General features: G+C 64.2%; 24 protein-coding genes. 15 read left to right on the top strand and 9 right to left on the bottom strand.

The genetic code is table 11. The features are described 5' to 3' along the window. The 3 genes from R3F00_RS00005 to R3F00_RS00015 all read left to right on the top strand — a co-directional run. Positions 1 to 264 (top strand): hypothetical protein (locus tag R3F00_RS00005; protein WP_371279631.1); only part of this gene is annotated, 264 nt, incomplete at its 5' end. A gap of 207 nt (positions 265 to 471) precedes the next feature. After that, entirely contained in the window at positions 472 to 1,464 is a 993-nt protein-coding gene (locus tag R3F00_RS00010) for an LLM class flavin-dependent oxidoreductase (protein ID WP_371280020.1), read from the top strand. 152 nt (positions 1,465 to 1,616) lie between these two features. Continuing rightward, entirely contained in the window at positions 1,617 to 2,186 is a 570-nt protein-coding gene (locus R3F00_RS00015) for an antibiotic biosynthesis monooxygenase (RefSeq protein WP_371279632.1), read from the top strand. A gap of 2 nt (positions 2,187 to 2,188) precedes the next feature. Here the strand turns inward: R3F00_RS00015 and ybaL are convergent, their stop codons facing one another. From ybaL to pdsR, 5 genes are all read right to left on the bottom strand, one after another. Then, the gene (ybaL, locus tag R3F00_RS00020) at positions 2,189 to 3,949 is read right to left on the bottom strand and encodes a YbaL family putative K(+) efflux transporter (protein WP_371279633.1); all 1,761 of its coding nucleotides are present in this window, start codon (positions 3,947 to 3,949) and stop codon (positions 2,189 to 2,191) included. Between the two features lie 200 nt (positions 3,950 to 4,149). Then, complete coding sequence (gene trpE, locus R3F00_RS00025; protein ID WP_371279634.1) at positions 4,150 to 5,625, bottom strand: anthranilate synthase component I; 1,476 nt, start codon at positions 5,623 to 5,625, stop codon at positions 4,150 to 4,152. 180 nt (positions 5,626 to 5,805) lie between these two features. Further along, entirely contained in the window at positions 5,806 to 6,849 is a 1,044-nt protein-coding gene (locus R3F00_RS00030) for a sialidase family protein (protein WP_371279635.1), read from the bottom strand. Continuing rightward, entirely contained in the window at positions 6,846 to 8,891 is a 2,046-nt protein-coding gene (locus R3F00_RS00035; RefSeq protein WP_371279636.1) for an ATP-binding protein, read from the bottom strand. The genes R3F00_RS00030 and R3F00_RS00035 overlap by 4 nt, the downstream gene beginning before the upstream one ends. Before the next feature lie 197 nt (positions 8,892 to 9,088). Then, on the bottom strand, positions 9,089 to 9,808 hold the full coding sequence (pdsR, locus tag R3F00_RS00040) for a proteobacterial dedicated sortase system response regulator (protein WP_371279637.1): 720 nt from the start codon (positions 9,806 to 9,808) through the stop codon (positions 9,089 to 9,091). A 182-nt stretch (positions 9,809 to 9,990) separates the two neighbouring features. Between pdsR and R3F00_RS00045 the strand changes: the two genes are divergently transcribed. Genes R3F00_RS00045 through R3F00_RS00055 form a run of 3 tightly spaced genes read left to right on the top strand, consistent with a single transcriptional unit; the run spans position 9,991 to position 12,840 of the window. Next, positions 9,991 to 11,994 carry a marine proteobacterial sortase target protein gene (locus tag R3F00_RS00045; protein ID WP_371279638.1) on the top strand — a complete coding sequence of 668 codons (2,004 nt, stop codon included), beginning with the start codon at positions 9,991 to 9,993 and terminating at the stop codon, positions 11,992 to 11,994. A 15-nt stretch (positions 11,995 to 12,009) separates the two neighbouring features. Continuing rightward, a complete protein-coding gene (locus R3F00_RS00050) occupies positions 12,010 to 12,189 on the top strand; it encodes a hypothetical protein (protein WP_371279639.1) in 180 nt (59 codons plus the stop codon). Positions 12,190 to 12,192: 3 nt separating this feature from the next. Then, entirely contained in the window at positions 12,193 to 12,840 is a 648-nt protein-coding gene (locus R3F00_RS00055) for a class GN sortase (protein ID WP_371279640.1), read from the top strand. Here the strand turns inward: R3F00_RS00055 and R3F00_RS00060 are convergent. Continuing rightward, positions 12,783 to 13,193: a hypothetical protein gene (locus R3F00_RS00060; protein ID WP_371279641.1), complete on the bottom strand. Its 411-nt coding sequence runs from the start codon at positions 13,191 to 13,193 to the stop codon at positions 12,783 to 12,785. The two genes, R3F00_RS00055 and R3F00_RS00060, sit on opposite strands and share 58 nt — an antisense overlap. A gap of 195 nt (positions 13,194 to 13,388) precedes the next feature. Between R3F00_RS00060 and R3F00_RS00065 the strand changes: the two genes are divergently transcribed. The 9 genes from R3F00_RS00065 to R3F00_RS00105 all read left to right on the top strand — a co-directional run bounded on the left by R3F00_RS00065 (position 13,389) and on the right by R3F00_RS00105 (position 24,629). Beyond that, positions 13,389 to 14,888 carry an ATP-binding protein gene (locus R3F00_RS00065; protein WP_371279642.1) on the top strand — a complete coding sequence of 500 codons (1,500 nt, stop codon included), beginning with the start codon at positions 13,389 to 13,391 and terminating at the stop codon, positions 14,886 to 14,888. Continuing rightward, complete coding sequence (locus R3F00_RS00070; RefSeq protein ID WP_371279643.1) at positions 14,885 to 15,580, top strand: response regulator; 696 nt, start codon at positions 14,885 to 14,887, stop codon at positions 15,578 to 15,580. Before R3F00_RS00065 ends, R3F00_RS00070 begins: the two co-directional genes overlap by 4 nt. A 104-nt stretch (positions 15,581 to 15,684) precedes the next feature. After that, positions 15,685 to 16,254, top strand: a complete 570-nt coding sequence (locus tag R3F00_RS00075) for a hypothetical protein (protein WP_371279644.1) — start codon at positions 15,685 to 15,687, stop codon at positions 16,252 to 16,254. Positions 16,255 to 16,475: 221 nt separating this feature from the next. After that, entirely contained in the window at positions 16,476 to 17,705 is a 1,230-nt protein-coding gene (locus R3F00_RS00080) for a nucleoside recognition domain-containing protein (protein ID WP_371279645.1), read from the top strand. A gap of 124 nt (positions 17,706 to 17,829) precedes the next feature. After that, positions 17,830 to 21,174, top strand: coding sequence for an SNF2-related protein (locus R3F00_RS00085; protein ID WP_371279646.1), 3,345 nt, complete (start codon positions 17,830 to 17,832; stop codon positions 21,172 to 21,174). Between the two features lie 88 nt (positions 21,175 to 21,262). Continuing rightward, positions 21,263 to 22,117 carry a protein-disulfide reductase DsbD domain-containing protein gene (locus R3F00_RS00090; protein WP_371279647.1) on the top strand — a complete coding sequence of 285 codons (855 nt, stop codon included), beginning with the start codon at positions 21,263 to 21,265 and terminating at the stop codon, positions 22,115 to 22,117. 191 nt (positions 22,118 to 22,308) lie between these two features. Beyond that, complete coding sequence (locus tag R3F00_RS00095; RefSeq protein ID WP_371279648.1) at positions 22,309 to 22,917, top strand: thioredoxin family protein; 609 nt, start codon at positions 22,309 to 22,311, stop codon at positions 22,915 to 22,917. 5 nt (positions 22,918 to 22,922) lie between these two features. Beyond that, positions 22,923 to 23,141, top strand: a complete 219-nt coding sequence (locus R3F00_RS00100; RefSeq protein WP_371279649.1) for a hypothetical protein — start codon at positions 22,923 to 22,925, stop codon at positions 23,139 to 23,141. A gap of 285 nt (positions 23,142 to 23,426) precedes the next feature. Beyond that, positions 23,427 to 24,629, top strand: coding sequence for a hypothetical protein (locus R3F00_RS00105; protein WP_371279650.1), 1,203 nt, complete (start codon positions 23,427 to 23,429; stop codon positions 24,627 to 24,629). A 116-nt stretch (positions 24,630 to 24,745) separates the two neighbouring features. Here R3F00_RS00105 and R3F00_RS00110 read toward each other — a convergent pair whose 3' ends face one another. The 3 genes from R3F00_RS00110 to R3F00_RS00120 form a co-directional block, all read right to left on the bottom strand. Then, positions 24,746 to 25,045: a hypothetical protein gene (locus tag R3F00_RS00110; RefSeq protein ID WP_371279651.1), complete on the bottom strand. Its 300-nt coding sequence runs from the start codon at positions 25,043 to 25,045 to the stop codon at positions 24,746 to 24,748. Positions 25,046 to 25,134: 89 nt separating this feature from the next. Next, entirely contained in the window at positions 25,135 to 25,752 is a 618-nt protein-coding gene (locus R3F00_RS00115; protein ID WP_371279652.1) for a hypothetical protein, read from the bottom strand. Between the two features lie 113 nt (positions 25,753 to 25,865). Then, positions 25,866 to 26,258 carry a hypothetical protein gene (locus R3F00_RS00120; protein WP_371279653.1) on the bottom strand — a complete coding sequence of 131 codons (393 nt, stop codon included), beginning with the start codon at positions 26,256 to 26,258 and terminating at the stop codon, positions 25,866 to 25,868. Between the last annotated feature and the right edge of the window lie 490 nt (positions 26,259 to 26,748).

The following is a 26,748-nucleotide window of genomic DNA, read 5'->3' on the forward strand; positions in this document are numbered from 1 at the left end:
CCTTCCAGGAGCATGCAGTTTGACCGTGCGGATGCCGATCCGCAATTGACCGGCTTGGCCGTGCAGCAGTGGACCGGGCACGGCTCGACCGGAAATCGGACATCCGGTTCGGGTTGCCGCCCGCAAGCGCATTCAAATCCTGGGGGCTCGCCTCGATCCTGCCCGGCACTGTCTCGAGACGGGTTCACCGGCCTTGGCCGGGAAACGCCGGCAAGCCTGTCCGATCGATTGCCGGCATTCTTGCACTGCAAGCGCCTGCCGTGAGCAGGGACATTCGGTGCAACAGACTTGCAACCGAGCCGACCGCCACCACCTCGTTGAGCAGCCCGCTCGAAACGCAACGGTGCGGATCGCATCGAGCGGTGCAGCAAGGGCGGCACGGCCGATTCGTGGCCTGCAATCTTCTATCCAGCCGCTGTCTGCGCAACCTGATCCACTCACCGTTCAATGGCACGCGCCGAGGTCCCTTTCGTGATACCGCTTTCCATACTCGATCTTGCGCCGGTCACCGAAGGCAGCCATGCCGCGCAGACCTTCGCCAATACGCTCGATCTCGCGCGCCATGCAGAGCGGCTGGGGTACCGCCGCTACTGGCTGGCCGAGCACCACAACATGCCGGGGATTGCCAGCGCGGCAACGGCCGTGTTGATCGGACATGTGGCCGGCGGCACATCGGACATTCGCGTCGGTGCCGGCGGCATCATGCTGCCCAACCATGCGCCGTTGCAGGTGGCCGAGCAGTTCGGCACGCTCGCATCGCTGTATCCGGGTCGCATCGATCTCGGACTTGGCCGCGCGCCCGGTACCGATCAGGCCGCCACGCGCGCCCTGCGTCGTTACTATGAAAATGCCAACGAATTTCCTGCCGACGTGGTCGAGTTGCTGGGCTATTTCGAACCGGCCACGCCGGGACAGGCTGTCCGCGCCGTTCCGGGTGCCGGCCTCGAGGTCGAGGTCTGGATACTCGGTTCGAGCCTGTTTGGCGCCAGACTCGCCGCCGTGCTTGGACTGCCGTACGCCTTTGCCTCGCATTTCGCGCCGGCCCAGCTGGTCGAGGCAGTGGACACCTACCGACGCGAGTTTCGCCCTTCTGCACGCCTGTCCCGTCCGCATGTGATGCTGGCCCTGAATGTCGTCGTCGCCGAAACCGATGAAGAAGCGGGGCGCCTGTTCACCACGCAGCAGCAAGCCTTCGTTCGGCTGCGACGCGGCAGCCCCGGCCTCGTCCCGCCGCCTCTGGACAGCGCCGCCGCGATCAACGATTGGTGCAGCCCGGTCGAGAAAGCCGGCGTTGACCAGGCGCTGGCCTGTGCCGTGGTCGGCTCAAGCGAGACTGTGCGTGCCGGTATCCAGTCCTTCGTGGAAAATCACCGACCGGACGAGTTGCTGTTGACCGCGAACATCTTCGAACATGCCGCCAGAGTGCGCTCGTTCGAGCTTGCGATGCATGCGGCAGCAACCTGATTCTGCGCAGGAACCGCTACTTCCCCGTCGTCTTCACCACCGTTCGCAGCATGCCCCCGTGCGCGGGCTCCCCACTGTCGCAATTCCTTCGTCGGTACCGTCAATAGCAGAGGGTTCTGCGAGAAGCGCCATCCGCAATGGAGACTTGCACCATGTCGACCCCACCGCTGCCCCGCCCCGAGGAACTTGCCACCCTGGTCATCCAGCATTGGGTCGCGCACGGCAGGACGGAGGAATACGAACGATGGCTGGGGCGGATCATGCCGGTCTCGCAGAGTTTTCCGGGCCATCTCGGAGCCAACGTGATCCGGCCCGCCGACCTCGATCAGCCGTACACGATCGTTCTGCGCTTCGACACGATCGAGCATCTGGAAGACTGGGCGCGGTCGGATCGGCGCAAGCGACTGGTCGCGGAAATTGCAGACCTGCTGGTCGCGCCCGACACGCTGGACGTGCACATCGGTGCCGCGTTCTGGTTCACCCCGGTTGCGGCAGGCTCGAAAGCGCCAGTCCGCTGGAAGCAGGCACTGTTGACCCTGATGGTGATCTATCCGCTCACCGTCATCGTTCCGGCCTTGCTCGGATTCGTGCTCGCAGCGATCCCCTGGTTGGGCGGCCGCCATGTCGACGGGTTTATCGCTGTCGCCCTCATCGTGATCCTGGTGGTGTATCAGATCATGCCCCGCCTGACACGCCTGCTTGCCGGCTGGCTGACACGCTGAGTTCAGGCGATTTGTGGAGTCTCGTGGGTCGGGTCGTCGCCCGCAGGCGGCTTGTTGGCGGCCTCGAGGCGCTGCGCCAGTCGAACCAGTGACTCCACCGAATCGCACATGCTGCGGGCGATTTCGCTCTCGCCCATGATCGTGGCGTCGGCGCCGGCCTTGTGCAGATAGATGACTTCTTCGTCGGAGTGGGCCCGGGCCAGAATGGCGAGACCGGGATTGGCTTCGCGGGCGAGCTTGATGATCGGTCCCGCTTGCAGTGCCTGCGAGATCGCGACCAGCAGGGCACGCGCCGTGGTCAGGTTGGCGTCGTCCAGAACCTCGGTCGATACGGCATTGCCGAAGATGCACGGGATGCCGAGCTTGCGCGCCTCGACGCAGTGCTCCCTGTCGGAGTCGATCAGCACCAGGGGCATATCGTGTTCATGCAACGATCGGGCGACGCGCGAGCCCACCTGCCCGTAGCCAACCAGGATGATGTGGTTGCTTGCAGGTATGGCAGCACGATCGGGCAGGATGTCGTCCTCGCTTTCGTTCAGGGAGCGCTCGGCGGCTTCATGGATTTCGGCCTCGTGGCGCTTCGACCAGCGGTCGAAGAGGACGAACAGCATCGGATTGGCAATGATCGAGAGCAGCGCCGCGGCGAGGATCAGGTTGCGCGCATCTTCGCTGAGCAGGCCGAGACTGACCGCAAGCGCGGCGAGGATGAACGAGAACTCGCCGATCTGGGCCAGCCCCGTCGCCAGGGTCAATTGGGTCTGCAGGGGCTCGCGGAAAGTCCGCGTGACGATGAAGCCGCAGAACGAATTGCCGAGCACGATGATAAGGAACGTTGCCAGGATGGCCAGCGGCTGCTCGATCAGGATATGCGGATCGAACAGCATGCCCACGGATACGAAGAACAGCACGGCGAACGCATCCCGCATCGGCAGCGAATCACTGGCCGCCTGATGGCTGAGTTTGGATTCGTTGAGCATGACCCCGGCAAGGAACGCACCGAGCGCAAACGACACTTCGAAAATGGCTGCTGAAACATAGGCCACGCCGAGTGCGATGGCCAGCACCGCCAGGGTGAACAGCTCGCGCGAACCGATACTTGCGGTGCGCTCGAGCATCCACGGAATTACGCGGCGGCCAATGGCAAGCATCAAGGCGATGAAGACGGCGACCTTGCCGAGGGTCCAGCCGAGCGTCCTGAGCAATCCATCCGGCGAGCCCTCATGCACAGACTCGCCACCAAGCACGCCAGCCAGCGGCGGCAGCATGACCAATACGAGTACCATCAAGAGGTCCTCGACGATCAGCCAGCCAATCGCGATACGGCCGCGATGGGTTTCCAGCAGTCGGCGTTCCTCGAGGGCGCGCAACAGGACCACCGTACTCGCCACCGAAAGGCATACGCCGAAGATCAGGCCGGACCCCCAATTCCAGCCCATCAGCCAACCCAGCAGCATGCCGAGGCTGGTCGCGACAATGACCTGGAACAGTGCGCCCGGAATGACGATCTTGCGCACCGACCACAGATCGCCAATCGAAAAGTGCAGACCGACGCCGAACATCAGCAGGATCACGCCGATTTCCGACAGTTGCTGGGCGATCGCCGAATCGGCAACGAAACCGGGCGTGAACGGACCGACGACGACGCCGGCAACCAGATAGCCGAACAAGGGCGAGAGCCTGACCCGTTGCGCCAGCATGCCGAACACGAAGGCCAGGCAGATTCCGCCAACCAGCATCGCAATCAGCGGCGTGTGGTGCGGCATCAAACCTCCCTGCAGTGCGTGCGCGTGTCGCGCGTGGATTTCACTATAGCAAGCGCCGGGCATTGCGGAAGAAATCAACAACGGTGCAGCAACGCGCATCAAGCCCTCGAAGCGCGCGCCCCGTATCGGCTTGTGGCCCAGGCCAGATCAAGCACCCTGCGTGAACATGCGAATGAGGCCTGAAGATTCCCGGCTGCTGGTTACAGCCCGCTCGCCGCATTGGCCACGGCGCGGAAGAGTGCGCGACCCTTGTTCATGGTCTCCTCCCATTCCGTGGTCGGATCCGAATCGAAGACGATGCCGGCGCCGGCCTGCACGTGCAGGCGACCGTCCTGAATCACCGCGGTACGGATCGCAATCGCCGTATCGGTGTCGCCGGCCCAGCCGATGTAGCCGATCGCACCCGCGTAGATATTGCGCTTGATCGGCTCGAGCTCGCGAATGACTTCGAGAGCGCGGATCTTCGGCGCGCCACTGACCGTGCCGGCCGGGAACGATGCCTTGAGCACATCCATGCTGCTCAAGCCCGCATCGAGCTCTCCTTCGACCTGGCTGACGATATGCATGACGTGCGAGTAGCGTTCGACGACGAAACTGTCGGTGAGCTTGACCGTACCGGTCTTGCTGACCCTGCCGACATCGTTGCGGCCCAGGTCAATCAGCATCAGGTGCTCGGCGCGCTCTTTGGGATCAGCGAGCAGTTCGGCCTCGAGGGCAAGATCTTCCTCGACCGTCTTGCCGCGCGGCCGAGTCCCGGCCAGGGGCCGCAGGACCACCTTGCCATGCTGCTGGCGGACGAGGATTTCCGGTGACGAACCGACGATCTGGGTCGCGCCGAGATCGATGAAGTACATGTAGGGCGATGGATTCAGTGAGCGCAGCGCGCGATAGACATCGACCGGCCGTGCGCGGAACGGCACGCTCAGCCGTTGCGACAGCACGACCTGGAAGATGTCGCCGGCGCGGATGTATTCCTTGGCGCGACGCACGGCATCCTCGAAGCCTTCTCGGGTGAATCCGGAAACGAAATCCGCTTCGTCCAGCGGCTTCGGATCCAGCGTTTCCGGATAGCTCGAACCGGAATGGCGCAGGCGGAACGACAACTGATCGAGGCGCCGGCAGGCCTGGGCGTAGGCTTGCGGCTGCGACGGATCGGCATGCACGATCAGGTAGAGGCGACCCTTGAGGTTGTCGAACACGGCAACCTCCTCGCTGAGCATGAGCAGCGCGTCGGGGGTACCGAGCTGATCAGGTTTGTCGTCCATCCTGAAGCGCGGTTCGATCCAGCCAATCGTCTCGAAACCGAAATAGCCTACGAGCCCCCCGGAGAACGCCGGCATGTCGGGCAACTGCGGGACGCGATACTGCTGACGGAGCGCATCAATCCCTGCAAGCGGATCCGCCAGTTCACGCGTTTCGACGACCTCGCCGAGCTCCTCGACGGAGAGCGTGTGTCCGCGCAGCGAATAGACGCGCCGGCACGGCAGGCCGATGATCGAATGACGCCCCCAGTTCTCGCCACCCTGCACGGATTCGAACAGATAGGCGTAGGGGCCGTCGGCCAGCTTCAGGTAGACCGACAGCGGCGTATCGAGATCCGACAGCACCTCGCGCGCGACCGGAATGCGGTTGTAGCCCACGGCGGCGAGCGCGTTGAATTCGTCCTGGCTGATCACGACTCGGGATCTTCGAAGGCGAGCGGCCCGAGAAGATACCAGTTCGCATCCTGATGAGACAGCGCGATTCGGGGCGCACCTGTCGTCGAAACCGCCGACGAACACGGGATCGAGCACGCTGGCACGTGGGTCCCGGGTGATCGGAGGCCCGGCCACCGCGCCGCGTAGGTCGGCGCCGGGTTACTGGCTGGCGGTGTCGTCGAAGCCGTCCATGAAAAGCGCGTCGACGAGGACCACGGCCGCATCGCGGACGATGTCGTAGTCGTTGCTGCCCAGCGGCATCTCGCGGCCCCAGTAGAGTTCGACGACGCCGGGCGAGGCACCGACGAGCGGGTGCGGTTCGACGTCGTTCTCGCCGGCGCTCGCGGTCACGACGATGTCCTCGCTCCAGTTCGCCCCGTCGGCTGAGCGGCGCGCGGCAATGTCGAACTGACCCGCGACTTCGCGGATCCAGAACAGCACGAACGCGTCGTCGGCCAACACCACCGGCAGCGAATCGTGGTTGTTGCCGGTCGCGGCGAATGCCTGCGCCGGCGCACTCCAGTCGCGCAGGTTGGTGGTCGTCTTGACCCACATCTGCAGCGCCGTGCTGCCGGTCTGGTAGCTGGCCAGGTAGAGACCGTCGCTTTCGCGATAGGCGATCCGAGGCAGCTGGCCGTTTGCATGGATAGCGGTTTGCTGGGCGTCCCAGGTGAACCCGCCGTCGTTCGACTGGGCGACATACACGCCGCCCGAGCCCAGACGCTGGTAGCTCATCGTCAACGTGCCGTCGGCGTGGCGGACCACGTGCGGGTTGACCTCGCCACCCGTCGCCCAGCCGAGATCGAGCATGCCCTGTTCGGCGAAGTTGATGCCGTCGCTGCTCGTCGCGCGCCAGATCCGGTAGGTCGAGGCCGAGCTCGTGCCCTTGAGGTAGAACAAGGCAAACGCGCCGGGTGACGTCTCGACGAGAGCCGGATGACGCTCGTTCGGCGCACTACCGATGGCCAGCACCGGCGCGCTCCACGACTGGCCCCCGTCGTTCGAGCGCGTCAGCCAAAGATCGCCGTTGAGAGAGGCATCGAGACGTTCGAAGACGACGATACGGGTACCGTCGCCGCTCGCGCGTACGACCGCGGCCTGGTAGTCCAGACCGCTACCCGACGTCACCGGCTGCACGGCCGCCGCGGCGAAAACCGGGATCACGGCCATGAGGAGGGTGGCGCAGACGTGCGGAAAAATCATGGCGAATCACTCTCGCTGAAGCGCCGTCGCGGCATGCCGCTCAAGCGCAGGCTGAATTCGACGCCACGACCATCGTCGAGATTGGCCGCCGATGCGCGGCCATTGTGCAGCTCGGCGACGAGACGCACGACATGCAGGCCGAGGCCGAGGTGCGGGGTCTCGCCTGCCGAACGGATCGAACGCTCGCGCAGGCTGACCAGCGAGTCGAACAGTCGCTCCTGCATCGCCTGCGGCAGCAGCGGCCCGCTATTCGCCATGGTCAGCAGCACGCCAAGTTCGTCGGAGCGCAGGCCGATCGCGATCCAGCCGTCCTCGGCGCTGAACGAACGCGCATTGTCGAACAGCTTGTCGAGGGCCTGGGCGAGCAGGTCGGGAGCGCCATGGAAGCGCAACGGGGCGAGTGGCAGGTCGACGCGCAGATCGCGCCCGCCCGCCAGCGCGCGGTAGCCCTCGGCGCAACCGGCGACCAGCGCGCGCAGGTCGAAATCCTCGGCGTCGGCCGAGGCGATGGCCCGCTCGACGCGGCTGGACTCGCTCATCGCACGTACGATGCCACCCAGCCTGGCAGCACCGTCACGAGCGCGGTCGAGATAGGCGTGGGCGGCGTCGGGCATCTTCTGATGGTCGAGGTTGTCGAGCGAGGACTTCACGATTGCCAGCGGCGTGTTCAGCTCGTGCGACAGTTTCGCTGCCAGCGTGCGCAGGTATTCGGTGTAGGCGGCGACTTCATCGAACAGACGTCCAAAACTTCGGGCCAGATCGCCGAGCTCGTCGCCTGACCGAATCAGGGGCAATGGTCCTGCAAGCCGGCCATCGTTGCGAATGGCGCGCTCGGTCGCGTTGCGCAGGCGACGGATGCGCCAGCTCAGCACGGCGCCGAACAGCAGCAATACGCCACCGCTGACGAGCAGCGCGAGCAGACTTGCGCCGAGCAGACTCGACAGCGCGCGATTGGCCAGAATCGGCAACGCGGGATTCGCCTGCTCGAGCACCAGGGCACCGCGCTGGGTGTTGCCGTCGAGCAAGGGCACCGCTGCCACCAGCAGCACGCCACCGCTGTCCGTGGCACGCCAGCCGGTGGCCGGGATACCGGAAAGGGCCTGCCACAGATCGTCGCCCTGCAGGCGTGGGTCAACGGCGCCAAACGCATTCACGCTTGCGCGCTTGGCGACCAGTTCGGCCGGTTCCGGCGCCAGCAGCAAGCGGTAGACCAGCCCTGCCAGCATCCCCAACTCCTCCTCGTTGGGCGCGTCGGCATCCAGCGAACCGCCCGCTGCAACCAGCCAGCCATCGGCAGAAACCACGCGCACCCGCACATGCTCCGGGGCCAGTCGTGCCAGCACCGTTGCCACGGTTTCGTTGTAGCCGAGCAAGGCCAGCGGCTCGCCCGTTGTCGAATCGGGCAACGCGGAATCGTGCACCGAGAATCCGATATGGTCGGGAGCGTCGCTGCGCGGCAGGCGCAATTCGATGCGATAGCCCGAACCGTCTTCCTGCCATTCGCCACGCAGGCGCAGTGGAAAACCGCCATCACCCGAGATCGCCGGTGCATCGAAGCTGCCCGGTGCCGCGCTGGCGATCAGATAGCGCCGCGACTGCCCGTCGCGGATCAGATCGATAATGACGTGATCGCTGCGTTGTGCGGCGCTGTCGCGTGCGTCGACGCGTTGCCGGGTGACATCGCGCACCTCGACGAACAGGTAGAGCCATTGCGCATCCTCGGCCAGCATCGCGCGCAGACGATTCGGGTCGCCGGCCGCACCAAACACCTGTGCATACGGACGATAGGCCTGCCAGTCGTCGGCATAGCCGTCGATGCGCAGGGCACTGCTGCTCTGGTGTACATAGAGCGCCGCGTCCTCCGGCGGTGCATGCACATCCAGTGCATCGAGTGCGCGCGCCAGCGTACTCGCCGAGGCAAGCAGGGCCTGCTCCTGGCCCTGGCGCAGTACCGCCTCGGTCTGACGCACGAATTGCCAACCGGCCCAGGGCAGGGTCAGGGTGGATAGCGCAACGAGAAGGAGTTTCAGGCGGAGGGACACTTAGGAGCCGGGAATGGGGAATTGGGAATGGGGAATGGGTAGAGCGGACTTGCGGGAATTCACTGCTTGCTCCTCAGTCAAAATTTTCGTTGTCGTCATTCCGACACTTGCGGAGGCGACCAAGTGTAGCGATTTCGCTTCTCACCGATTCTCCATTCCCGATTCCCCACTCCCGGCTCCAACCTATTCCCTATTCCCTATTCCCGATTCCCCGCTCCCGGCTTCTCCCGATCCACCCACCGATAGCCCGCGCCGTGGACGGTGTCAATCGCGTCAAAATCGGGATCGATGGCGATAAACTTGCGGCGGATGCGCTTGACGTGGGATGTGATGGTGGCTTCGTCGACCACGACCTGGGCATCGCGCATCAGTTGCTCGCGGCTTTTCACGTGACCGGGGAAGCGCACGAGCGTGTGCACCATCCAGAATTCGGTGACGGTCAGCGGTACTTCCTCGCCGTTCCAGGTCACGCGCATGCGCTCGGATTCGATGCGCAGCGGACCCTGCTCGTGGATGCTGTCGGCAGCGGTCGGCTTGCGCAGGGCTTCCATGCGGCGGAACAACGCGCTGATGCGCGCGGCCAGCTGATGGAAGGAGACATCCTTGGCGAGGTAGTCATCGGCGCCAAGGCGCAGGCCTGAAATCACGTCAAAATCCGAATCGCGCGCGGTCAGGAAGATGATCGGCAGCGTAGGCGCTTTCGCGCGAAGGTTGCGGCACAGGTCGAAGCCTCCCTCGGGTTCGTCGCCGAGACCGACGTCGATGATGACCAGTTCGGGCATGCGCTGGGCAAAGGCCGTCTCGGCTTCCGCGCGACCGGCGTGGCCCCGCACTTCGTAACCGGCACGGGTCAGTGCCTCGACGTAGTTGGCCCGGATCAAGGGTTCGTCTTCGACGATGGCAATGCTGCGTGGCATGGGCTTTCTCCTGGCTCGGACTGGCGGCGGCAACCAGCTTACGCAGCGCTTTGGCGCCCGCGCAATGCGCCGGGATCGATTGCCCGCGATTCGCCACAACTCGTCGCCAAGCCGACACGGTCTGCGCCCCGACCTGTCTGCGCGCTCCCCTGGAATGGCATCGAACCCGACGGGAGACAGCGATGAAAACCGGCAACAACGAAACCAATACCGACCTGCAACGCGGAATCGAACCCCTGCGCGCGATTTTCGCGGTGCTGGTGCTGCTGCTCGGTTTCATCGCCGGCGCCCGCGCCGATACCGGATTCGGCACGATCAAGGCAACGGCCAGGGACGGCCAACCTTTCGAACTCGTTGCGCTGGCCAGCGATGTCCACTACCAGATCGGCGGGCTCATCGCCGAAGCCAGCATCCGTCAACGCTTCAGCAATGACAGCAACGACTGGGTCGAGGCCCAATACCTGTTGCCTTTGCCGGAGGGTGCCGCCGTGCACGACATGACGCTTCGCATCGGCGAGCGCTTGATCACCGGCGAGATCCGCGAAAAGGAGCAGGCGCGTATCGAGTATGTCGAGGCCGCGGCCAGCGGCAAGCGTGCCGCGTTAGTCGAATCCGACCGCGCAGGCCTGTTCCGCACAGCCGTGGCCAATGTCGGACCCGGCGAAACGATCGAGGTCGACGTGCGCTGGTGGCAGCAGATCAGCTATCGCGACGATCGCTTCAGTCTGAGCCTGCCTCTGACCTACACACCGCGGTTTCCGTCCCCGGGCGGCGAAGACATCCTGCCCCAGGCGACGGCCGACCTGCCCTCGACAACGCAGGATGACCACCATTCGCTGGTTGCGCCCAGAGTGGATGTCCGCATCGATCTGGATTCGGGCCTGGCCCTGAGCAAGATCGAGAGCTCCACCCATCGCGTCAGGATCACGCAGAAACCGACCGGACATGCGGTGTCGCTGATCGACGGCCCGGTCCCTGCCGACCGCGACTTTGAACTGAGCTGGGTTCCGGTACTCGGACAGGCACCCGCATCGGCGCTGTTGACCGAGACCGTCGACGGCGAAACCTACGCCATGGTCATGTTGCTGCCGGATAGCCAGCTCGCCAATCCGCTGCCGCGCGAACTGATCCTGGTCATCGATACCTCCGGTTCCATGGGCGGCGCATCGATTACCCAGGCGCGCGCCGCACTCGACCTGGCGCTGAGTTCGTTGCGCCCGATCGACCGCTTCAACGTGATCCAGTTCAACTCGACGACCGAGTCGCTGTTCGCCGGCGCAGTGCCTGCCTCGGCTGCGGATGTCGCCCTTGCCCGCGACTGGGTCGCTCGCCTGCAAGCAACCGGCGGCACCGCCATGCGACCGGCGCTTGAAGCCGCACTCCGGGGAACACCTCCGCCCGGCCATGTACGTCAGGTGGTATTCGCCACCGATGGTGCGGTCGACAACGCAGGCGGCCTGTATCAACTCATCGATCGTGATCTTGGCCAATCGCGACTGTTTCCGATCGGTATCGGCAGTGCACCGAACGCCCGGTTCATCGAGCGTGCCGCCACGCTGGGACGCGGCTCTTCGATTGTCATCCGCGGCCCGGCCGACATCAGGGCGCGCATGCACGAACTGTTCGCCAAGCTCGATCGCCCGGCCCTGCGTGATCTGAGCCTGAGCTGGCCCGGTATCGCCGACAGCTATCCGCAGCGTCTTCCCGATCTGTACGCGGGCGAACCCCTGCTCGTCGTCGCCAGAGTGTCCAGCCTGAACGGCTCGCTGGAAGCACGCGCCACCGGCACCCAGGCACCCTGGGCCGCATCACTCGCGCTGGATCGCGCCGCCAGCTTGCCCGGCATTGGCCGACTCTGGGCTCAGCGCAAGATCGAAAGTCTCGAGCAGTCGATTGACCGCGGCGCAGATCCGGCGAGCGTACGCAGCGAAGTGCTGCAACTCGCCATCGACCATCATCTGGTCAGCCGCTATACGAGCCTGATCGCGGTCGAACAGGTACGCGCCCGCGATGACATGCTCGATCTGGCCTCGACGCGCATCGCCAACGGCGCGCCGGCCGGCAGCGTCGCCTACGCCGCGACCGCGACTTCGGCCCCACTGCAATTCCTCGTCGGCCTCGGCCTGCTCGCGCTGGCCGGCCTGTTCGGCGTCGCCGGAATCCACCGCACCCGCTATTCCTTCTGAAGGAGGATTGATGTCATGAGCCGCTTTCCTGATGCCAACACAGCCGCACGGCTGAGTCGCGAAGACAGCGAACCCGCCGCCGAGTGGCTCGGTGGCGAAGCCTGGGTGACTGCGATGCCCGCAATGTTCTACGCGCGCGACAGCAAACCCGCCGTACGCGACGAACCGGCAGCTGCGGACTGGATTCCGGTCTGAGCGGTGCTGAAATTCGAGCACCGAAATCGCTGTCGCCAGGTGGCGTTGATACTGACCCTGGCCGCCTGCGTGCCCCTGGTTCACGCCGGCTACATGCAGGCCAAGGCCGGGCTCGCACAAATCCTGCTGCAGCGAGCCTGGCAGCAGGGGTTGCAAAGCGGCTCCGTCTCCAGACCCTGGCCATGGGCCGACATGGCGCCGATTGCACGGCTGAAAGTCGAACGCCTCGCCATCAACGAGATTGTCCTGAGCGGTGATTCGGGCAGAACACTGGCCTTCGGGCCTGGCTGGGCCGAGTCCAGTTCGCCGCCGGGTGAATCCGGAACCAGCGTGATCAGCGCACACCGCGACACGCACTTTTCCTTCCTGCGCGATCTCGTACGCGGCGACCGCATCGAGTTGCAGAACAGTCGATCAAGTCGGCGCTACGAGATCCTGTCGCTGCGTGTCGTCGATGCGCGCGAGGAAGATCTGCAACTGGCGAACGACAGCGATGCACTGATCCTGGTGACCTGCTACCCGTTCGACGCCATCGAACCAGGGGGACCGCTGCGATTCGTGGTCACAGCGGTCCCTTTGGATTGGGCCAAGAATCAGCCTTCGGCGGAAGGTTCGCCCGCGTCGTCACCGGCGTCCATCGGTGCACCGTGACCGCGGCGGCCGTGATGTCGGCCGTGCCTGCGTTCAGCGCGTTGCTCCATCTTCCATGCGGCATAGGTGGCATAGGCCTCATCGCCCAGCGCGGCACGCAGTTCATCGATGGTCTGGTCCCTGATCGCCTTGTGGGCGGCGCGCTCGGCTTCCCAAAGTGCCTTGTGTTCGGCCTGTCGTTCGGTCTCGATGCGGAGAATGTCGTCCCGTTGTGCCTGGGTCAGGCCGGGCACTGAAGCCAGTGCTTGTGCGCTGGGCGCGTGCTTGTCGCGCGGCTGGGCGAAGCCGGGCGTTGCCACCAGCAAGGCGGCGAGCAAGCCTGAGGCCAGGGTATTGCGGAGAAGTGTATTCATGGGGATTCCTCGTAGGGGTGGGTTGCACTGAAGCCGCCAGAGTCCGGATGCTGCGGACGAGGGGATCTTTCAATCCGCCCACGGATGGCTTCAGTGCTGCAGACTGCGCGGGGAATGCGCAGCGAATAGGCAGGAATAAAGGATTTTTTGCGCAGGGAACGCCGATCCCCGACACACGCGGTATCGTGTGCGGGTATGAACCTGCGCCTATGGCAACGCCTTTTCCTGACCTTTGCCGCGCTCAGCAGCGTGGCATTGACCGGATTCCTGTTCTGGCAGCAGCAGGCCTTCCGCAAGGGCTTTCTCGGCTATATCGAGGATGTCACCCTGGAGCGCCTGCAACCGGCGACCCGACGCCTCGCTGAAGCCCACGAGGAAAACGGCGGCTGGCAGTTTCTTCAAGGCGACAAAGCGCTGTTCGCCGAATTGCTCGAGCCCGACTTGCGGCGCCTTCGGCGCGGCCCCGGTGAGCGCCGCAGACTGCCGCTTCCTGATCGACCGCCGCCCGAAGACTTCGACGAGCCGCCCCCACCCGGGGATCACCGTGATCGGCCGCCGCCACGCGTGCCCCCGCGCGTGCATGCCCTGCGCGCCCGGCAGGCCGAAGCGAATCTGCTGGCGCGACTGCTTCTGGTCGACGCCAGGGGTCGGCCCGTGGTCGGCGATCCCGAAGTCCGCCAGGATGCGATCCGCCTGCCGATCGAGGTCGACGGGCGCGCGGTGGGCACCTTGTATCTCGGCAGGTTGCCGCAATTGCGGGGAGCAACCGATCTGGCCTTTGCCCGCGAACAGCTGCGCAATGCACTGGTTGCCGGTATCGCGATTCTGGCCCTGGCCTTGTTGCTTGCGTTCGCACTGGCGCGCTGGCTGCTCGAGCCGGTACGCGAGCTGGCCGCGGGAACCCGAGCGCTGGCGGCCGGAGACTACGGTCGGCGCGTCGGTGATCGCCGTCGCGACGAACTCGGCGCGCTGGCGCAGGATTTCAACCATCTCGCGGTGACCCTCGAACAGCATCGCGATGCGCGCAGACGCTGGGGTGCGGACATCGCGCATGAATTGCGCACGCCGTTAAGCGTTCTGCGCGGCGAGATCCAGGCGCTACAGGATGGTGTGCGCGAGGTGACGCCAGAGGCCTTGAATTCGCTGCACACCGAGTGCGAGCGCATGGGCAATCTGATCGAGGATCTCTACCAGTTGTCTCTGGCCGATGCCGGAACCCTCGAGTACACGTTCGCGCCGGTCGATCTTGCCGACATCCTGCGCGGCAGCCTGAGCGCCCTCAACACCAGCTTCGAGGATGCCGGGCTCGTCCTCGAGGCCGACATCCGCGAGGTTCCGTTGCTGCGCGGAGACATACGACGACTCGAGCAACTGGTCGACAACCTGCTGGGCAACTGCAGGCGCTACACGGATGCGCCGGGTCGGGTCCGCGTCGAACTGCGCGAGCACGACAATCGGATCCGGCTGCGGATCGAGGACAGCGCGCCGGGCGTGCCCGACGCTGCCTTGCCGCGCGTATTCGATCGCCTGTATCGCGTCGATCCCTCTCGCAACCGCGGCGCTGGCGGGGCCGGTCTGGGTCTCGCCATCTGCAAGGCGATCGTGCATGCGCACGGGGGGCATATCGATGCCGAGCACTCCGGCATGGGCGGCCTGCGCGTCAACGTGCATTTCCCTGTGGCCACCCGCTTGTGAACGACAGGTCGCACATCCTGATCGTCGAGGACGAGCCAAAACTGGCCAGCCTGATCCGCGACTACCTCGTTGCAGGCGGTTACGAGACCAGCGTTCTCGAACGTGGCGACGGTGCAGTGGACTGGGTTCGCAAGCACCAGCCGTCCGCGATCCTGCTCGATATCAACCTGCCGGGTCTGGACGGATTGAGCATTTGCCGCGAAATCCGCGGTTTCTCCGAGGTTCCGATCCTGCTGGTCACCGCCCGGGTCGAGGAGATCGACCGCCTGCTCGGGCTCGAACTGGGCGCCGATGACTACATCTGCAAGCCGTTCAGTCCGCGTGAAGTCGTGGCCCGGGTTCGAGCCGTGCTGCGCAGGACGAATCCGGCCCTGCCGAAGCCGGCCGCTCAGGTGGAGCTCGATGAAGTCCGTTTCGAGGCCCGCGTCCTGGGACAGGCACTGAGCCTGACCCCCGTCGAATTCCGTCTGCTGGGCAAGCTGGTCTCTCAACCCGGCCGCGTTTTTTCCCGGGATCAGCTGATTGGCGCGCTTTATGCAGATCACCGCGTGGTCAGCGATCGCACGGTCGACAGCCATGTGAAGAACCTGCGCCGCAAGCTGTCGGATCTCGGATACGACCCGATTTCTGCCGTTTATGGCGTCGGCTACCGGTTTGAATGGGAGCAGGACCAGACCGGCGGCAAGAGCTGATCCGGGCTGGTAAGACTGTGCCCATTTTTGTCACTGCGGGCCAAAACACTTTAAAACAACTGGCGCATTGCCTAGCATGCTGGTCGGATTCAGAGGGGATTCCAATGTTCGAGCACGCAATTCCGGTCAAGACGGCGATCGGCCGCCTGGAAATTGACGAGCGCAAGCAGAAACTCGGGCCGCGCCATCGCATGGTGCTGATCTCGATCAATGGCGAGCGCTCGGTCGGTTCAATCCGCAAACAGTTCGCTGCCATCAACGAAATCGACACCTTGCTCGAGGAGCTGCTGCAAAGCGGCATGATCGAGGTGGCCAATGATGTCGAAGTCGCCGCGCCGGTTGCAGACGTGATCACCGCGCCACCACCCGATCTGCAGCCGGCAGCGCACGTCGAGGACACCGCGCACGTTGGCGCCGACGTTGCGGCGCCTGCTCCGCGCAAGGCCAGCCACGCCGAAAACCTGCAGGAAGCGCGCGACTACATGAAGAGCGTGCTGAACGCCAAGGTCGGCTTGCGCGCCTTCCTGTTCACCCAGAAGATCGACCGTTGCAAGACCGGCGAGGCGCTGCACGAACTGTTGCCCGAGTTCCGCCGCCTGCTCAGAAAGAGCCTGGATGCCGGCCGCGTCGCGGAATTCAGCGCCAACGTCGACCAGTTGATCGGCCACGACTAGCCTTCCTGGCGTCTGATCCACGTCGCACCTGTTCCGGGTCTGGCCGTGCGACTGCGGGGTGCTTGATGCAACGCCGCCGTTGACGCTTCAAGTCAACCCTGATCCAGCGGCACAACCGTCATGGCATTCAGAAGGTCTGCCGGTCCATCTGCGCCAGCGCGCCGCGATCTGCACGCAGTCAGGTATCGTGACGATTGCGCTACTGGATCCGTGCTGCCCCGATGCTCAACAAACTCTGGCTTGGATTTTTCCTGACCGCCACCGTAGCCGGGCTGGCGCGCTGGTTGACCGGCGGCGACGACACCGTGTTTGCGGCCATGGTCGCCAGCCTGTTCGACATGGCCCGGTTGTCGGTCGAGGTGATGATCCTGCTGTTTGGCACCTTGAGCCTGTGGCTGGGCTTCCTGCATATCGCCGAGCAGGCCGGCCTGATCAAGGTTCTGGCGCGCTGGCTCGGTCCCTTGTTCGCACAACTGATGCCTGAAGTCCCGCGTGGACATCCGGCCATCGGCCTGATCACGCTCAACTTCGCTGCCAACGGACTCGGCCTCGACAACGCGGCCACGCCAATCGGCCTGCGCGCGATGCGCGAATTGCAGACTCTCAATCCGAGCCCGGAATCCGCGACCAATGCGCAGATCCTGTTCCTCGTGATGAATGCTTCGTCGCTGACCCTGCTTCCGGTTTCCATCTTCATGTATCGCGTGCAGCAGGGGGCGCCGGACCCGACCCTTGTTTTCCTGCCGATCCTGCTCGCTACCAGCGTCTCATCGCTGGCCGGCCTGCTCATCGTCGCCTTCGTGCAGCGCCTGAAGCTCTGGGACCCGGTCGTGATCGCCTGGCTGGCCGGCATCGCCGTCCTGCTCGGCGGTTTCATCACCGTGCTGGCCAGCTTGTCCGCGGTTGCGCTGGCGGCACTCTCATCGCTGCTCGGCAACCTCGTCCTGTTCGGCATCATCATCCTGTTTCTCGTGATCGCGGCGCTGCGCCGGGTTCCGGTGTACGAGAGCTTCATCGAAGGTGCGCGGCAAGGCTTCGAAGTCGCCAGGGATCTTCTGCCCTACCTCGTTGCCATGCTTTGCGCGGTAGGCGTACTGCGCGCCTCGGGGGCGCTCGATTTCCTCCTCGACGGAATCCGCTGGCTGGTCGCCAGCTCCGGCTGGGACACCCGCTTCGTCGACGCCCTGCCGACCGCCCTGGTCAAACCGCTGTCCGGCAGTGCCGCGCGGGCGATGCTGATCGAAACCATGGGCACGCATGGTGTCGACAGCTTCCCCGCTCTGCTCGCGGCCACCATGCAAGGCAGCACGGAAACCACGTTCTACGTGCTTGCTGTCTATTTCGGTGCCGTGGGCGTCCGCCGCGCACGGCATGCGGTGGGCTGCGCCCTGTTTGCCGAGCTCGCCGGCGTTCTCGCCTCGATCGCGGTGTGCTACTGGTTCTTCGGCTGACGTGCGCTCGCAACAGGCGCCAAGCGGGCTTCGATTCATCGACACGATGCACGGCGCTGGACGAAGTCGACTCGGGCAGGCACGATTGTCGGTTCGCTTTTGCTGATCGGACGTTGCGCCTCGCATGGAAGAGTCGGTTTTCCGCCAGTTGTTGTCGCGCAGCGCCAATGCGGTGCTCGACCAGCACACCCTGGCCAAGGGCGCCGAATACCTGCGCCGGGGCCGGGTGCGCGAGATCTGGTACGAGAGCCTCGGCCAAGCCGGCACCCTGTTTGGCTCGATCCAGGGTCGCGACACCAGCCCCTATACCGCTGCAATCCTGATCGGCATCAACGGCGGCAAGCCGAAGTTCGATACCCAGTGCACCTGCCCGCTGGAAGGTGAGTGCAAGCACGTCGCCGCCATCGCCCTGAAGATGCTCGGCAATGGCAGCGAACCCCTTGAAGCGCGCCCTGTCGCCACTCCGGGGCGAGGCGACCTCGGTGCCTGGAAACCGTGGTTCGACTCGTTCTCGGATCCCCCCAAGCCGGCCAGGCGCCCGTCCGCCGCCGTGGACCCCGGCCTGGTCTTCGGAATCCTGCTGCGCGTCGGTGATGGCACGCTCCCCGGTATCCAGGCCCAGCCGGTCTGGCTCAAACCGAACAAGCGCGGCGGACTCGGCTCGCCGCAGCCCGTTGGCCAGTTCCAGTTCGGTGCCGATCCCTGGCAGCGTCTGACCGTGCACCAGTTCGAGCATGTCGCACGTCTGCGCATGGCCAGCCCGCACTATGCTTCCAGTGCCTGGTATCCGCTGACCGGCGAGCGCGACGAGGCGCTGCTGGAGATCCTGCTTGCCGAATACCCGTGTTTCGTCGAAAAACCCTCGCGCGGGCAGGTCAAGCTGGGCGAGACGCGCACGCTCGACTGGGGTTGGCAACTCTTCGAGGACGGCAATCAGAAACTCGTGCCCAAGCTCGATGTTGCCGACGCGGCCACGCGCCTGCTGCGCATCGCGCAGATCTGGTACTACGATCCGGGCAAGCTTGCGATTGGACGCGTCGAGGGCGACACCCGGGTGATCGATGCGGCCCTGCGCGCGCCGGCACTGATGCCCGAACATGCCGAGTTCGTGGTCGAACACTGGCACAAGACTCAGCAGCTCGAAGGCCTGCCGAAACCGGCCAGGGCGAGTGCCCCGGAAACCCACAAGGTCGTGCCGACACCGGTGCTGACGCTGCGGGCTTTTCCGGTCATGACGGTCAGTGCCGGCATCGCCAACCGCTATCAGGCGGGCAGCGTGCGCCTGAGTTTCGACTACGACGGACCTCGCCTGCCGTTCTCGCCTGTCAAGCCACGCGAACGTCGTTTGCATGATGGCAAGCTGCTCGAAATCGTGCGCGACCGCTCGGCCGAGATCGCTGCCTGCGAGCAACTGGAAGCACTTGGCCTGATTGATGTCGAGCTGTTGCCGCGCATGGCCAACTTGCCACGCGACGCCTTCACCGATGGTGATTTCGTGCTCGAACCGAGACGTGGCCAGTTGATCGCCGCAGAACACCTGTTCGCACTCGCGCCACGCCTGCGCGATCACGGCTTCCGCCTGGAGACCGACGCCGGTTTCCCATTTGAACTGCTTGATGAACCGGACGACTGGTACGCCGAGATCGAGGAATCGGGCAACGCCTGGTTCGATCTGAGCCTGGGCATCGATATCGGCGGCGAACGCGTCGACCTGCTGCCGATCCTGCGCCGCCTGTTGTCCGACCCCGGATTTCCGCTGGCCCCACGCAAGGGGGAAGACGCCGATGCCTTGTGGCTGGTACCGGTCGATGATCGCCGTCGCGTGCCGCTGCCACTGGGTCGCCTGCGTCAGTTGATGGCGCCCTTGCTCGAGTGGCTGCAGGACATGCCCGAGCGGGATGCGGAACAGGGCAGCCTGCGTTTGCGCCGCTCACAGGGCACGGTGCTCGATGAACTGTCGGCCGGCAACGAGATGCCCTGGCGCGGTGGCGAGCGCCTGCGCAAGGAACTGGCGCGGCTGCGCGAGGCGCGACAGCCGGCCACCGAACCGGAGGGATTCAAGGCCACCCTGCGCGCCTATCAACGCGATGGCCTGGCCTGGCTGGGCTTTCTCGCCGATGCCGGCCTCGGCGGTGTCCTTGCCGACGACATGGGCCTTGGCAAGACAGTCCAGGTGCTCGCTCATCTGCTCTCGGAAAAGCAGCGCGGACATCTCGACCAGCCGGCCCTGATCGTCGCCCCGACCAGTCTCGTCTCCAACTGGCGCGACGAGGCGCGCCGGTTCACGCCGGACCTGTCCGTGCTTGTCCTGCATGGTCCGGCACGGGGCGGCCTGCATGAAGCGATCCCGCATCAGGACCTGGTCATCACGACCTACCCGCTGCTGGCCCGCGATCGCGACGAATTGCTCTCGCACGAATACGCCTTGCTGGTTCTGGATGAATCGCAGGTGGTCAAGAACTCAAAAAGTCAGGCGGCCAGGGTGGTGCGTGAAATTCCCGCTCGGCGTCGCCTCGCCATGACCGGCACGCCGCTGGAAAACCATCTGGGTGAACTCTGGGCGCAGTTCGATGCGGTCGAACCCGGTCTGCTCGGCAGCGAGCGCCATTTCACGCGCTTCTTCCGCACCCCGATCGAGAAGCACGACGACGCCGAACGACGCGATCGACTGAGCCGGCGGATCGCACCCCTGCTGCTGCGTCGACGCAAGGAAGACGTGCTTGCCGACCTGCCCGAAAAGACCTTGATCCCGCGCAATATCGAGCTGGATGGCGCGCAACGCGAACTCTACGAGAGTCTGCGCCTGGCCCAGCACGAACGCGTGCTGGCCGAAGTGCAGAAACGCGGCCTCGCGCAGAGCGGCATCATCGTCCTCGATGCCCTGCTCAAACTGCGCCAGGCCTGCTGCGATCCACGTCTGGTCAAGCTCGAAGGCGCACGACGGATCAAGGAATCGGCCAAGCTCGACCTGTTGCTGGAGCTGACCGACAGTCTGGTCGCCGAAGGCCGGCGCATCCTGGTGTTCAGCCAGTTTGCCGAGATGCTCGACCTGATCGCCAAGGCGCTGACCCTGCGCAAGCAGAAATTCCAGATGCTGACCGGCCAGACTCCCGGCAGCCAGCGCGCCGAGCTGGTGGCACGCTTCCAGGCCGAGGAGGTTCCGATCTTCCTGATCAGTCTCAAGGCCGGCGGTGTCGGCCTCAATCTGACCGCCGCCGATACCGTCATTCACTATGACCCGTGGTGGAATCCGGCCGTCGAGGCGCAGGCCACCGACCGCGCCCATCGCATCGGCCAGGACAAGCCGGTGTTTGTCTACAAGCTGATCTGTACCGGCACGGTCGAGGAAAAGATCCAGGCCCTGCAGGAGCGCAAGGCCAGCCTGGCCGAAGCGGTGCTCGAGGGCGGCAGCACGCAGGCGTTGCGCTTCGATGAAGAAGACCTCGCCGAACTGTTCGCGCCGCTGTAGCGCATTGCGCGCGCCGCCGCAGATGAACATTCGCACCCAATGAGTGTCCCAGTGTTCACGCCATCCGCTCCACAGCCCAGGTCCATGCATGAATTTTCAAAGCGCTTGCGTCCGTTTCGTTGTTGCGGGTATCGCCGCGCTCGCCCCGCTTGCGGGCGCTGAGGCCGTCGCCGTGAAAGCCGAACATGTCACGGTCGAGCTGGTCAGCGAGTCGAGCGGACTGGTGCCCGGCGAGATCGCGTGGCTCGGTCTGCGTCTGCGCCATGATCCACACTGGCACACTTACTGGATCAATCCGGGTGATTCCGGATTGCCGACGCGACTGAAGTGGCAACTGCCGGACGGCTTTGCGGCCGATGCCATCGTCTGGCCGGCACCGACCCGATTCGAGATTGGCGGTCTCTACAACTTTGGCCATGCCGGCGAGGTCGTGCTGCCCGTGGCCATCCATGTCCCGAAAAACGCGAGTCCCGGTCGGTCTGTGCCGTTGGCCGTCGACGCCAGCTGGCTTGTTTGTCGAGAGGAATGCATCACCGGCAAGGCGCGCCTTGATCTCGAATTGCCGGTGGTCGCCCATGAAGCACTGCGAGACTCCGCGCATGCGAATTTGTTCGCGTCAGCCCGCAACGCGACACCCGCTGCGACCGACTGGTCCGGCAGCGCACGGCTGACCGGCAACCAGGTCGAGATCCGGCTCAAGGGCGCCGACCTACCGCAAGTCGCTGGCCTTGACGTGTTCGCCGTCGAGCGTCGAATTCTCGGCAATGCGCCGCCAGACATGCACCGCGATGGCAACGACCTCGTCATCATCGCGCGCAAGAATGACTATTTCGACGAAACACCCGCCATGCTCGACCTCGTGTTGACTTCAGGGATGACGAATGGCCATGCCAGCGCCTGGCAGGTTCGCGTACCGTTTCATGTCGATGCCCAGTCAGACTGACAGCCCAGAATCCATGCAATCTTGATTGTCGCTGCAAGCATCGCCATATAAGCCACGTACGAAGGCCTGCCGCAGTTGAAGCGGGCCTGGGCTGCAGAACGGTTCATGTCCGCGCCGGGCCTGGCCGCAATGCGGCCCGACGACTTGCTCCGACTGAATCCCCTTCTACCCGACGCACAGGAGTCCGCCACATGTTCTTCAGAACCGCACTGTTCAGCGCACTCGCCGGCATGACCCTCGGCGCTTCCGCTTTCGCCAGCGTCGAAGTGGGCCAACCGGCCCCGGATTTCAGCCTCACCGGTGCCGATGGCAAGACCCATTCGCTGGCCGACTATCGCGGCCAGATCGTCGTTCTCGAATGGAACAATCCCGATTGCCCTTTCGTGAAGAAACACTACGGCGGCAACATGCAGAAGCAGCAGGCCCAAGCCGTCGCATCGGGCGTGGTGTGGCTCACGATCAACTCGGGCGCACCCGGCAAGCAGGGCCATCTCACTGCGGAATCCGCCAGGGCCTACATGGCCGACACCAGCGCGAAGCAGTCCGCGTATCTGTTCGATCCGGACGGCAAGACCGGTCATGCCTACGGTGCGCGTACGACACCGCACATGTTCGTTGTCGATGCCGATGGCAAGCTGCGCTACGCTGGCGGTATCGATTCTGTTGCCAGCGCCGACAAGGATGACATTGCCGACGCGACCCAGTTTGTCCCGCTGGCGCTGTCTGAACTTGCCGCAGGCAAGCCTGTATCCACGACCAGGTCCGAGCCCTACGGCTGCTCGGTCAAATACGGAGGTTGACCACGATGCGCGCACTTTTCGTTCTGCTTCTCTGGGCCATCGTGCTCGTGCTGTGCTGGCCGGTCGCCCTGGTGCTGCTGATCCTGTGGCCGATCCTCTGGCTGCTTTCGATTCCGTTCCGCATCGTCGGCGCCCTGATGGAAGGCATCCTCGCCCTGATCAAGGCCATCTTCCTGTTGCCCGCGCGCATTCTGGGCTACCGGCCGCCGTCGACGGCGCAGTAATCCACTCGAGCACACCCGCGCCGAAGGCGCGGGCGTCGCGCATGGCCGCGCTGCGGTACTTGCGAGGTCCGGACCGACGGCCTCGCATCACTTGCCGCCCGGGTGGAACCCTGAATCTTCGCCGGGCCACCGGGTAGTGCCTGGTCCCACGCCCTGTGATACGGTTCGCATTCCCAGCGCGGAGCGTGACTGCATCGGACAGCCGATGCTTGCAACACGCTGACGACTGCGGTTCCCTGCGGCACGCATTGCGCTGGCCCCTGCTCAACACAGAGAGGGCCAGTCATGTTTCGAATTCTCGTTTGCGCCATCCCGCTGATGTCGATCCTGCCGGCAGCGCTGGCCGCCGACGTCAAGCAACCGTGGAGCCAGGTGCCGATCTTTCCGCACGCACCACTGGAAGCAAAACTCGGTACGTTCACCCTGGGCGCGGATCCGGACGTGCTTGCCGTCGTGCTGTGGAACGACCGCGTCAACAATCGGCTCGACGCCATCCGCATTCCGCCGCCGTACGACGGCACGGGCATCACCAGCACGCCGCTGGAGAACACCGCGACACTGTTCGCCCTCGGCGACATCTGCACTCAGGGAACGAACGTGGTCGTGCCCTACATAAAGAACTTCAACATCGAGGTGGCCCGCTTCAACGGCAGTACCTGGTCGACCTCCACCATTCCGGGCACCACCACCAACAGTTTCACCACAGCCGATTGCGCGGTGACGCACGATTCGATCGTCGTATCGGGCCAGGATTTCAACGACCAGGAGGTCGAGATCTTCCGATCGACCACCGGTGGGGCCAGCTACACGTTCTATGGCCGCTACTCGAATGCCGTGGGTCCTTTCAGTGGCGCCCCGCGGGACCAATTGCTGGCGGCGCCGACCTCTCAGCATGCCTTCTCCCTGAGCATGACGCCGACGGGCCAGGTTCGTGTCGCCGAGTTCAACCTGGATGCCAGTCCCGCGGTGTTCACGCAGAGAAACATCATCAACCTGCCGGCGCCGCCTGGCACCTTCAGCGTGGTGCGTGAGTCGGCCGCCGGCTTCACCCTCGCAGGCAGGGCCATATTTACCTACAACGCTGACGATGCGGCACGGGTCGTCGAATTCCCGTTCTCCAACGCGTCGGCCATCACGACGCGCAATCTGGGAGCCATCAACAACAGTGGATCCCAGTTTCCGTTCCAGGGCGGCGGGGTGGTCTATTCCGAGGGCGAGTCCAGCCACGCGAACATTCTGTGGGGAGACTGGTTCATCCTCTCGGACAGCGGCGGGTTCACCACCGATTCGAGCTATCCGAAAGTCGGCATCGGCGGTCCCGTCGACGGTTGCGCAATCGAACGCCATTCCCTGCGAAATCAGACGGCGGTGGTAGTTCCCACGGCCGGCGCAGATTCGACCACCCTGCTGTTCCGCAAGGACGATGCCGCGGGAATCTTCCGGGATGGCTTCGAATCCGGCGACACCTCATCGTGGAGCTGCCAATAGATCCAGCCGCATCCCGCTCGGGCCATCGGTCGCCGTGACCCCTACCGCAAGGCAGACGCGGGTTGCTGCTCCATTACCTGGCTGCGGAAACGCTCATCGGACACAAACTTCTTCACTCATGGAAGGTACTGACTCCTGGAGTTCTCGCCGGCCAAGGCCTGCGCTACTGCGTCCTCCCCGATCAGCAGGATCCGCGCGCTGATCAGATCGACAAACGCGATGAACTGCTGAACCGGGACACTCGTTTCGAGGTCGTTGGCATAGTCTGACGGATCTCCGATGCTCTCAACCTTTCGAAGCAGAACATAGACACGCGTTGCGTCAAGGGATTGAACGATTGTGGGGATCTTCTTCTTCGCCCCCTTGCGGGAAAGGTAGGCGATAGAGATTTCGTCGATCTGCTCGGCGACAGTCATTTGGTTCCCGTTGCATGGTGTTGACAGCGCCCAATGCCTCAGTTCAGCCGCGCCGCGAAGCGGCGTCGGCCTGGACGAATCGCCAGCCGTCACAGCGGTGGAGGCATGCATGACGGGCGCCTGGTAGCGGTAGCCAGGATGTTGTGCTGTAGAGGTTGTCGACCAGAAAGGACCGCAGCTTGCATGCAGCTGACGACTGCTAGGCCGTTTGCATTGCGGAGAACATCATGTATCAACCGGACAGGGTATCCGTCATCGTGTCGTCGAATAGAGTGGATACCTGCATGGACATAGGAGTTCAACGCTTTCCATGAGTTCTCCTTGAAGCGGGATAGTGCATCGTAAGCCTGTGGCGGCGCCTTCGTGGCCAGAGCCTGCATCATTTCTGAGGTTTGAGGCAGGTTCTTTGCCGCCTGCTCAGACTCTAGAGAAAGAGTAGCAATCAACTTTGAAAGTTGATTTTCCGACGCAGCGTATAGCAGCCAAATTGAACGAGCGAGCGCTTCAAACTGGGCGCGATGAACAACGGCGGCTGATGACAGCAAACCATGACGAAGAAGCTTTTTTGTCGATGTCCAATGTTCCAGGGAGAGTGAGCATGCAGCATCACTGGATTGAATGCGCGGTGAGTCGTCAAAGAGCGGCAGGTCAATCAGCGCCAACAATTCTTCAGCCAGATCGTCGGACTCGTCGAATATTGTGGGCACAGGCACAGTGGCGAATGTTGCGGCCTAACGCTGCGCGTAAGCCGCGAGCAAAAGCGCCTCGCTCTTGCGAGTCGGGCGCCGGCAGGGCGCGGACTTGACGCGCTTGTTGGGCGTCATTGAGTTCTACCGCCAAAGCGCTCCGCAAACCCCTGACGCGCTTCTCCGATAAAGACGAGAAGCTCATTCTCAGGAACTCTCTTGACAACGATGTGCTGGCGAGTGGCTTCGGCCGCAACGGCATCCGCCTTTTGCTCCCGCGGGATGAGCAGCGTTTGAGGCAACTGTTGCCGGTGGCTTTGCCCGGCTTTCAGGAGCCGCCGGGCCTCGATGGTGGACAGTTCCACTGCCCTTACTGCAACCAGCTCCGAGCCCAGAATGAAGCCACTCGCGGCATCCATCAACGCAAGGCAATTGAGATCTCCATCCTGTTCGGTCTGAATCGGTGCATCATTCAGCCTGAACACGATCCAAGCCTCGTCTACGTCAAACTGAGTCGGTTCAAGCATGCCTTCCTCTCTTCTGACGCCCCACTACAATTCGATTGCAAGGTGAAATCCAATCTTGCTGCCTGGCCTGGGATGGCGGCGGTGGTGATCATGAAAACTCCCCCTTGAAACAGCGGCATTGTCCCATCTCGCTTCCTGATCCTGCCACCTGGTCAGTCCAATTTGCATGATTGGGTTATGCGGTGAAATGTACGCCGTGTATCGGGCATCTCGGCGTACTCCGTGGCGGTCCGCGCCAGGAAGGTGCGGGCAGGCCCGGTCTCCTCGGCTACCTGGCCATGGTGTCCATTGCATGGCCCTTGGATTCAAGCTCTCCACCCTTCGTGCTTGCGGGTCGTCGAGGTGGAATCGGGACTGGAGCGGTTCGGACGTTCGTCCGAGAATCGTCATGGATGGTGGACGGTCAGGCGGCCGGTCGACAGGCTCCCCGTGGGGCGACTACACTCGGGCCACCACCGCTTGCGTGCCTTGTGCGGTTCCGCGCCGACGG

The sequence above is a fragment of the Dokdonella sp. genome (assembly GCF_041395345.1).
Classification (GTDB): domain Bacteria; phylum Pseudomonadota; class Gammaproteobacteria; order Xanthomonadales; family Rhodanobacteraceae; genus Dokdonella.

What these genes read in the sequence shown, in the direction of transcription:
- R3F00_RS00110 (WP_371279651.1), bottom strand. Translation starts at nt 25,045, where the DNA reads ATGACTGTCGCCGAGCAGATCGACGAAATCTCTATCGCCTACCTTTCC.
- R3F00_RS00075 (WP_371279644.1), top strand. Translation starts at nt 15,685, where the DNA reads ATGTTCGAGCACGCAATTCCGGTCAAGACGGCGATCGGCCGCCTGGAA.
- ybaL (WP_371279633.1), bottom strand. Translation starts at nt 3,949, where the DNA reads ATGCCGCACCACACGCCGCTGATTGCGATGCTGGTTGGCGGAATCTGC.
- R3F00_RS00085 (WP_371279646.1), top strand. Translation starts at nt 17,830, where the DNA reads ATGGAAGAGTCGGTTTTCCGCCAGTTGTTGTCGCGCAGCGCCAATGCG.
- R3F00_RS00050 (WP_371279639.1), top strand. Translation starts at nt 12,010, where the DNA reads ATGAGCCGCTTTCCTGATGCCAACACAGCCGCACGGCTGAGTCGCGAA.
- R3F00_RS00060 (WP_371279641.1), bottom strand. Translation starts at nt 13,193, where the DNA reads ATGAATACACTTCTCCGCAATACCCTGGCCTCAGGCTTGCTCGCCGCC.
- R3F00_RS00100 (WP_371279649.1), top strand. Translation starts at nt 22,923, where the DNA reads ATGCGCGCACTTTTCGTTCTGCTTCTCTGGGCCATCGTGCTCGTGCTG.
- R3F00_RS00120 (WP_371279653.1), bottom strand. Translation starts at nt 26,258, where the DNA reads ATGCTTGAACCGACTCAGTTTGACGTAGACGAGGCTTGGATCGTGTTC.
- R3F00_RS00045 (WP_371279638.1), top strand. Translation starts at nt 9,991, where the DNA reads ATGAAAACCGGCAACAACGAAACCAATACCGACCTGCAACGCGGAATC.
- R3F00_RS00090 (WP_371279647.1), top strand. Translation starts at nt 21,263, where the DNA reads ATGAATTTTCAAAGCGCTTGCGTCCGTTTCGTTGTTGCGGGTATCGCC.
- R3F00_RS00030 (WP_371279635.1), bottom strand. Translation starts at nt 6,849, where the DNA reads ATGATTTTTCCGCACGTCTGCGCCACCCTCCTCATGGCCGTGATCCCG.
- R3F00_RS00080 (WP_371279645.1), top strand. Translation starts at nt 16,476, where the DNA reads ATGCTCAACAAACTCTGGCTTGGATTTTTCCTGACCGCCACCGTAGCC.
- R3F00_RS00095 (WP_371279648.1), top strand. Translation starts at nt 22,309, where the DNA reads ATGTTCTTCAGAACCGCACTGTTCAGCGCACTCGCCGGCATGACCCTC.
- R3F00_RS00015 (WP_371279632.1), top strand. Translation starts at nt 1,617, where the DNA reads ATGTCGACCCCACCGCTGCCCCGCCCCGAGGAACTTGCCACCCTGGTC.
- R3F00_RS00105 (WP_371279650.1), top strand. Translation starts at nt 23,427, where the DNA reads ATGTTTCGAATTCTCGTTTGCGCCATCCCGCTGATGTCGATCCTGCCG.
- R3F00_RS00065 (WP_371279642.1), top strand. Translation starts at nt 13,389, where the DNA reads ATGAACCTGCGCCTATGGCAACGCCTTTTCCTGACCTTTGCCGCGCTC.
- pdsR (WP_371279637.1), bottom strand. Translation starts at nt 9,808, where the DNA reads ATGCCACGCAGCATTGCCATCGTCGAAGACGAACCCTTGATCCGGGCC.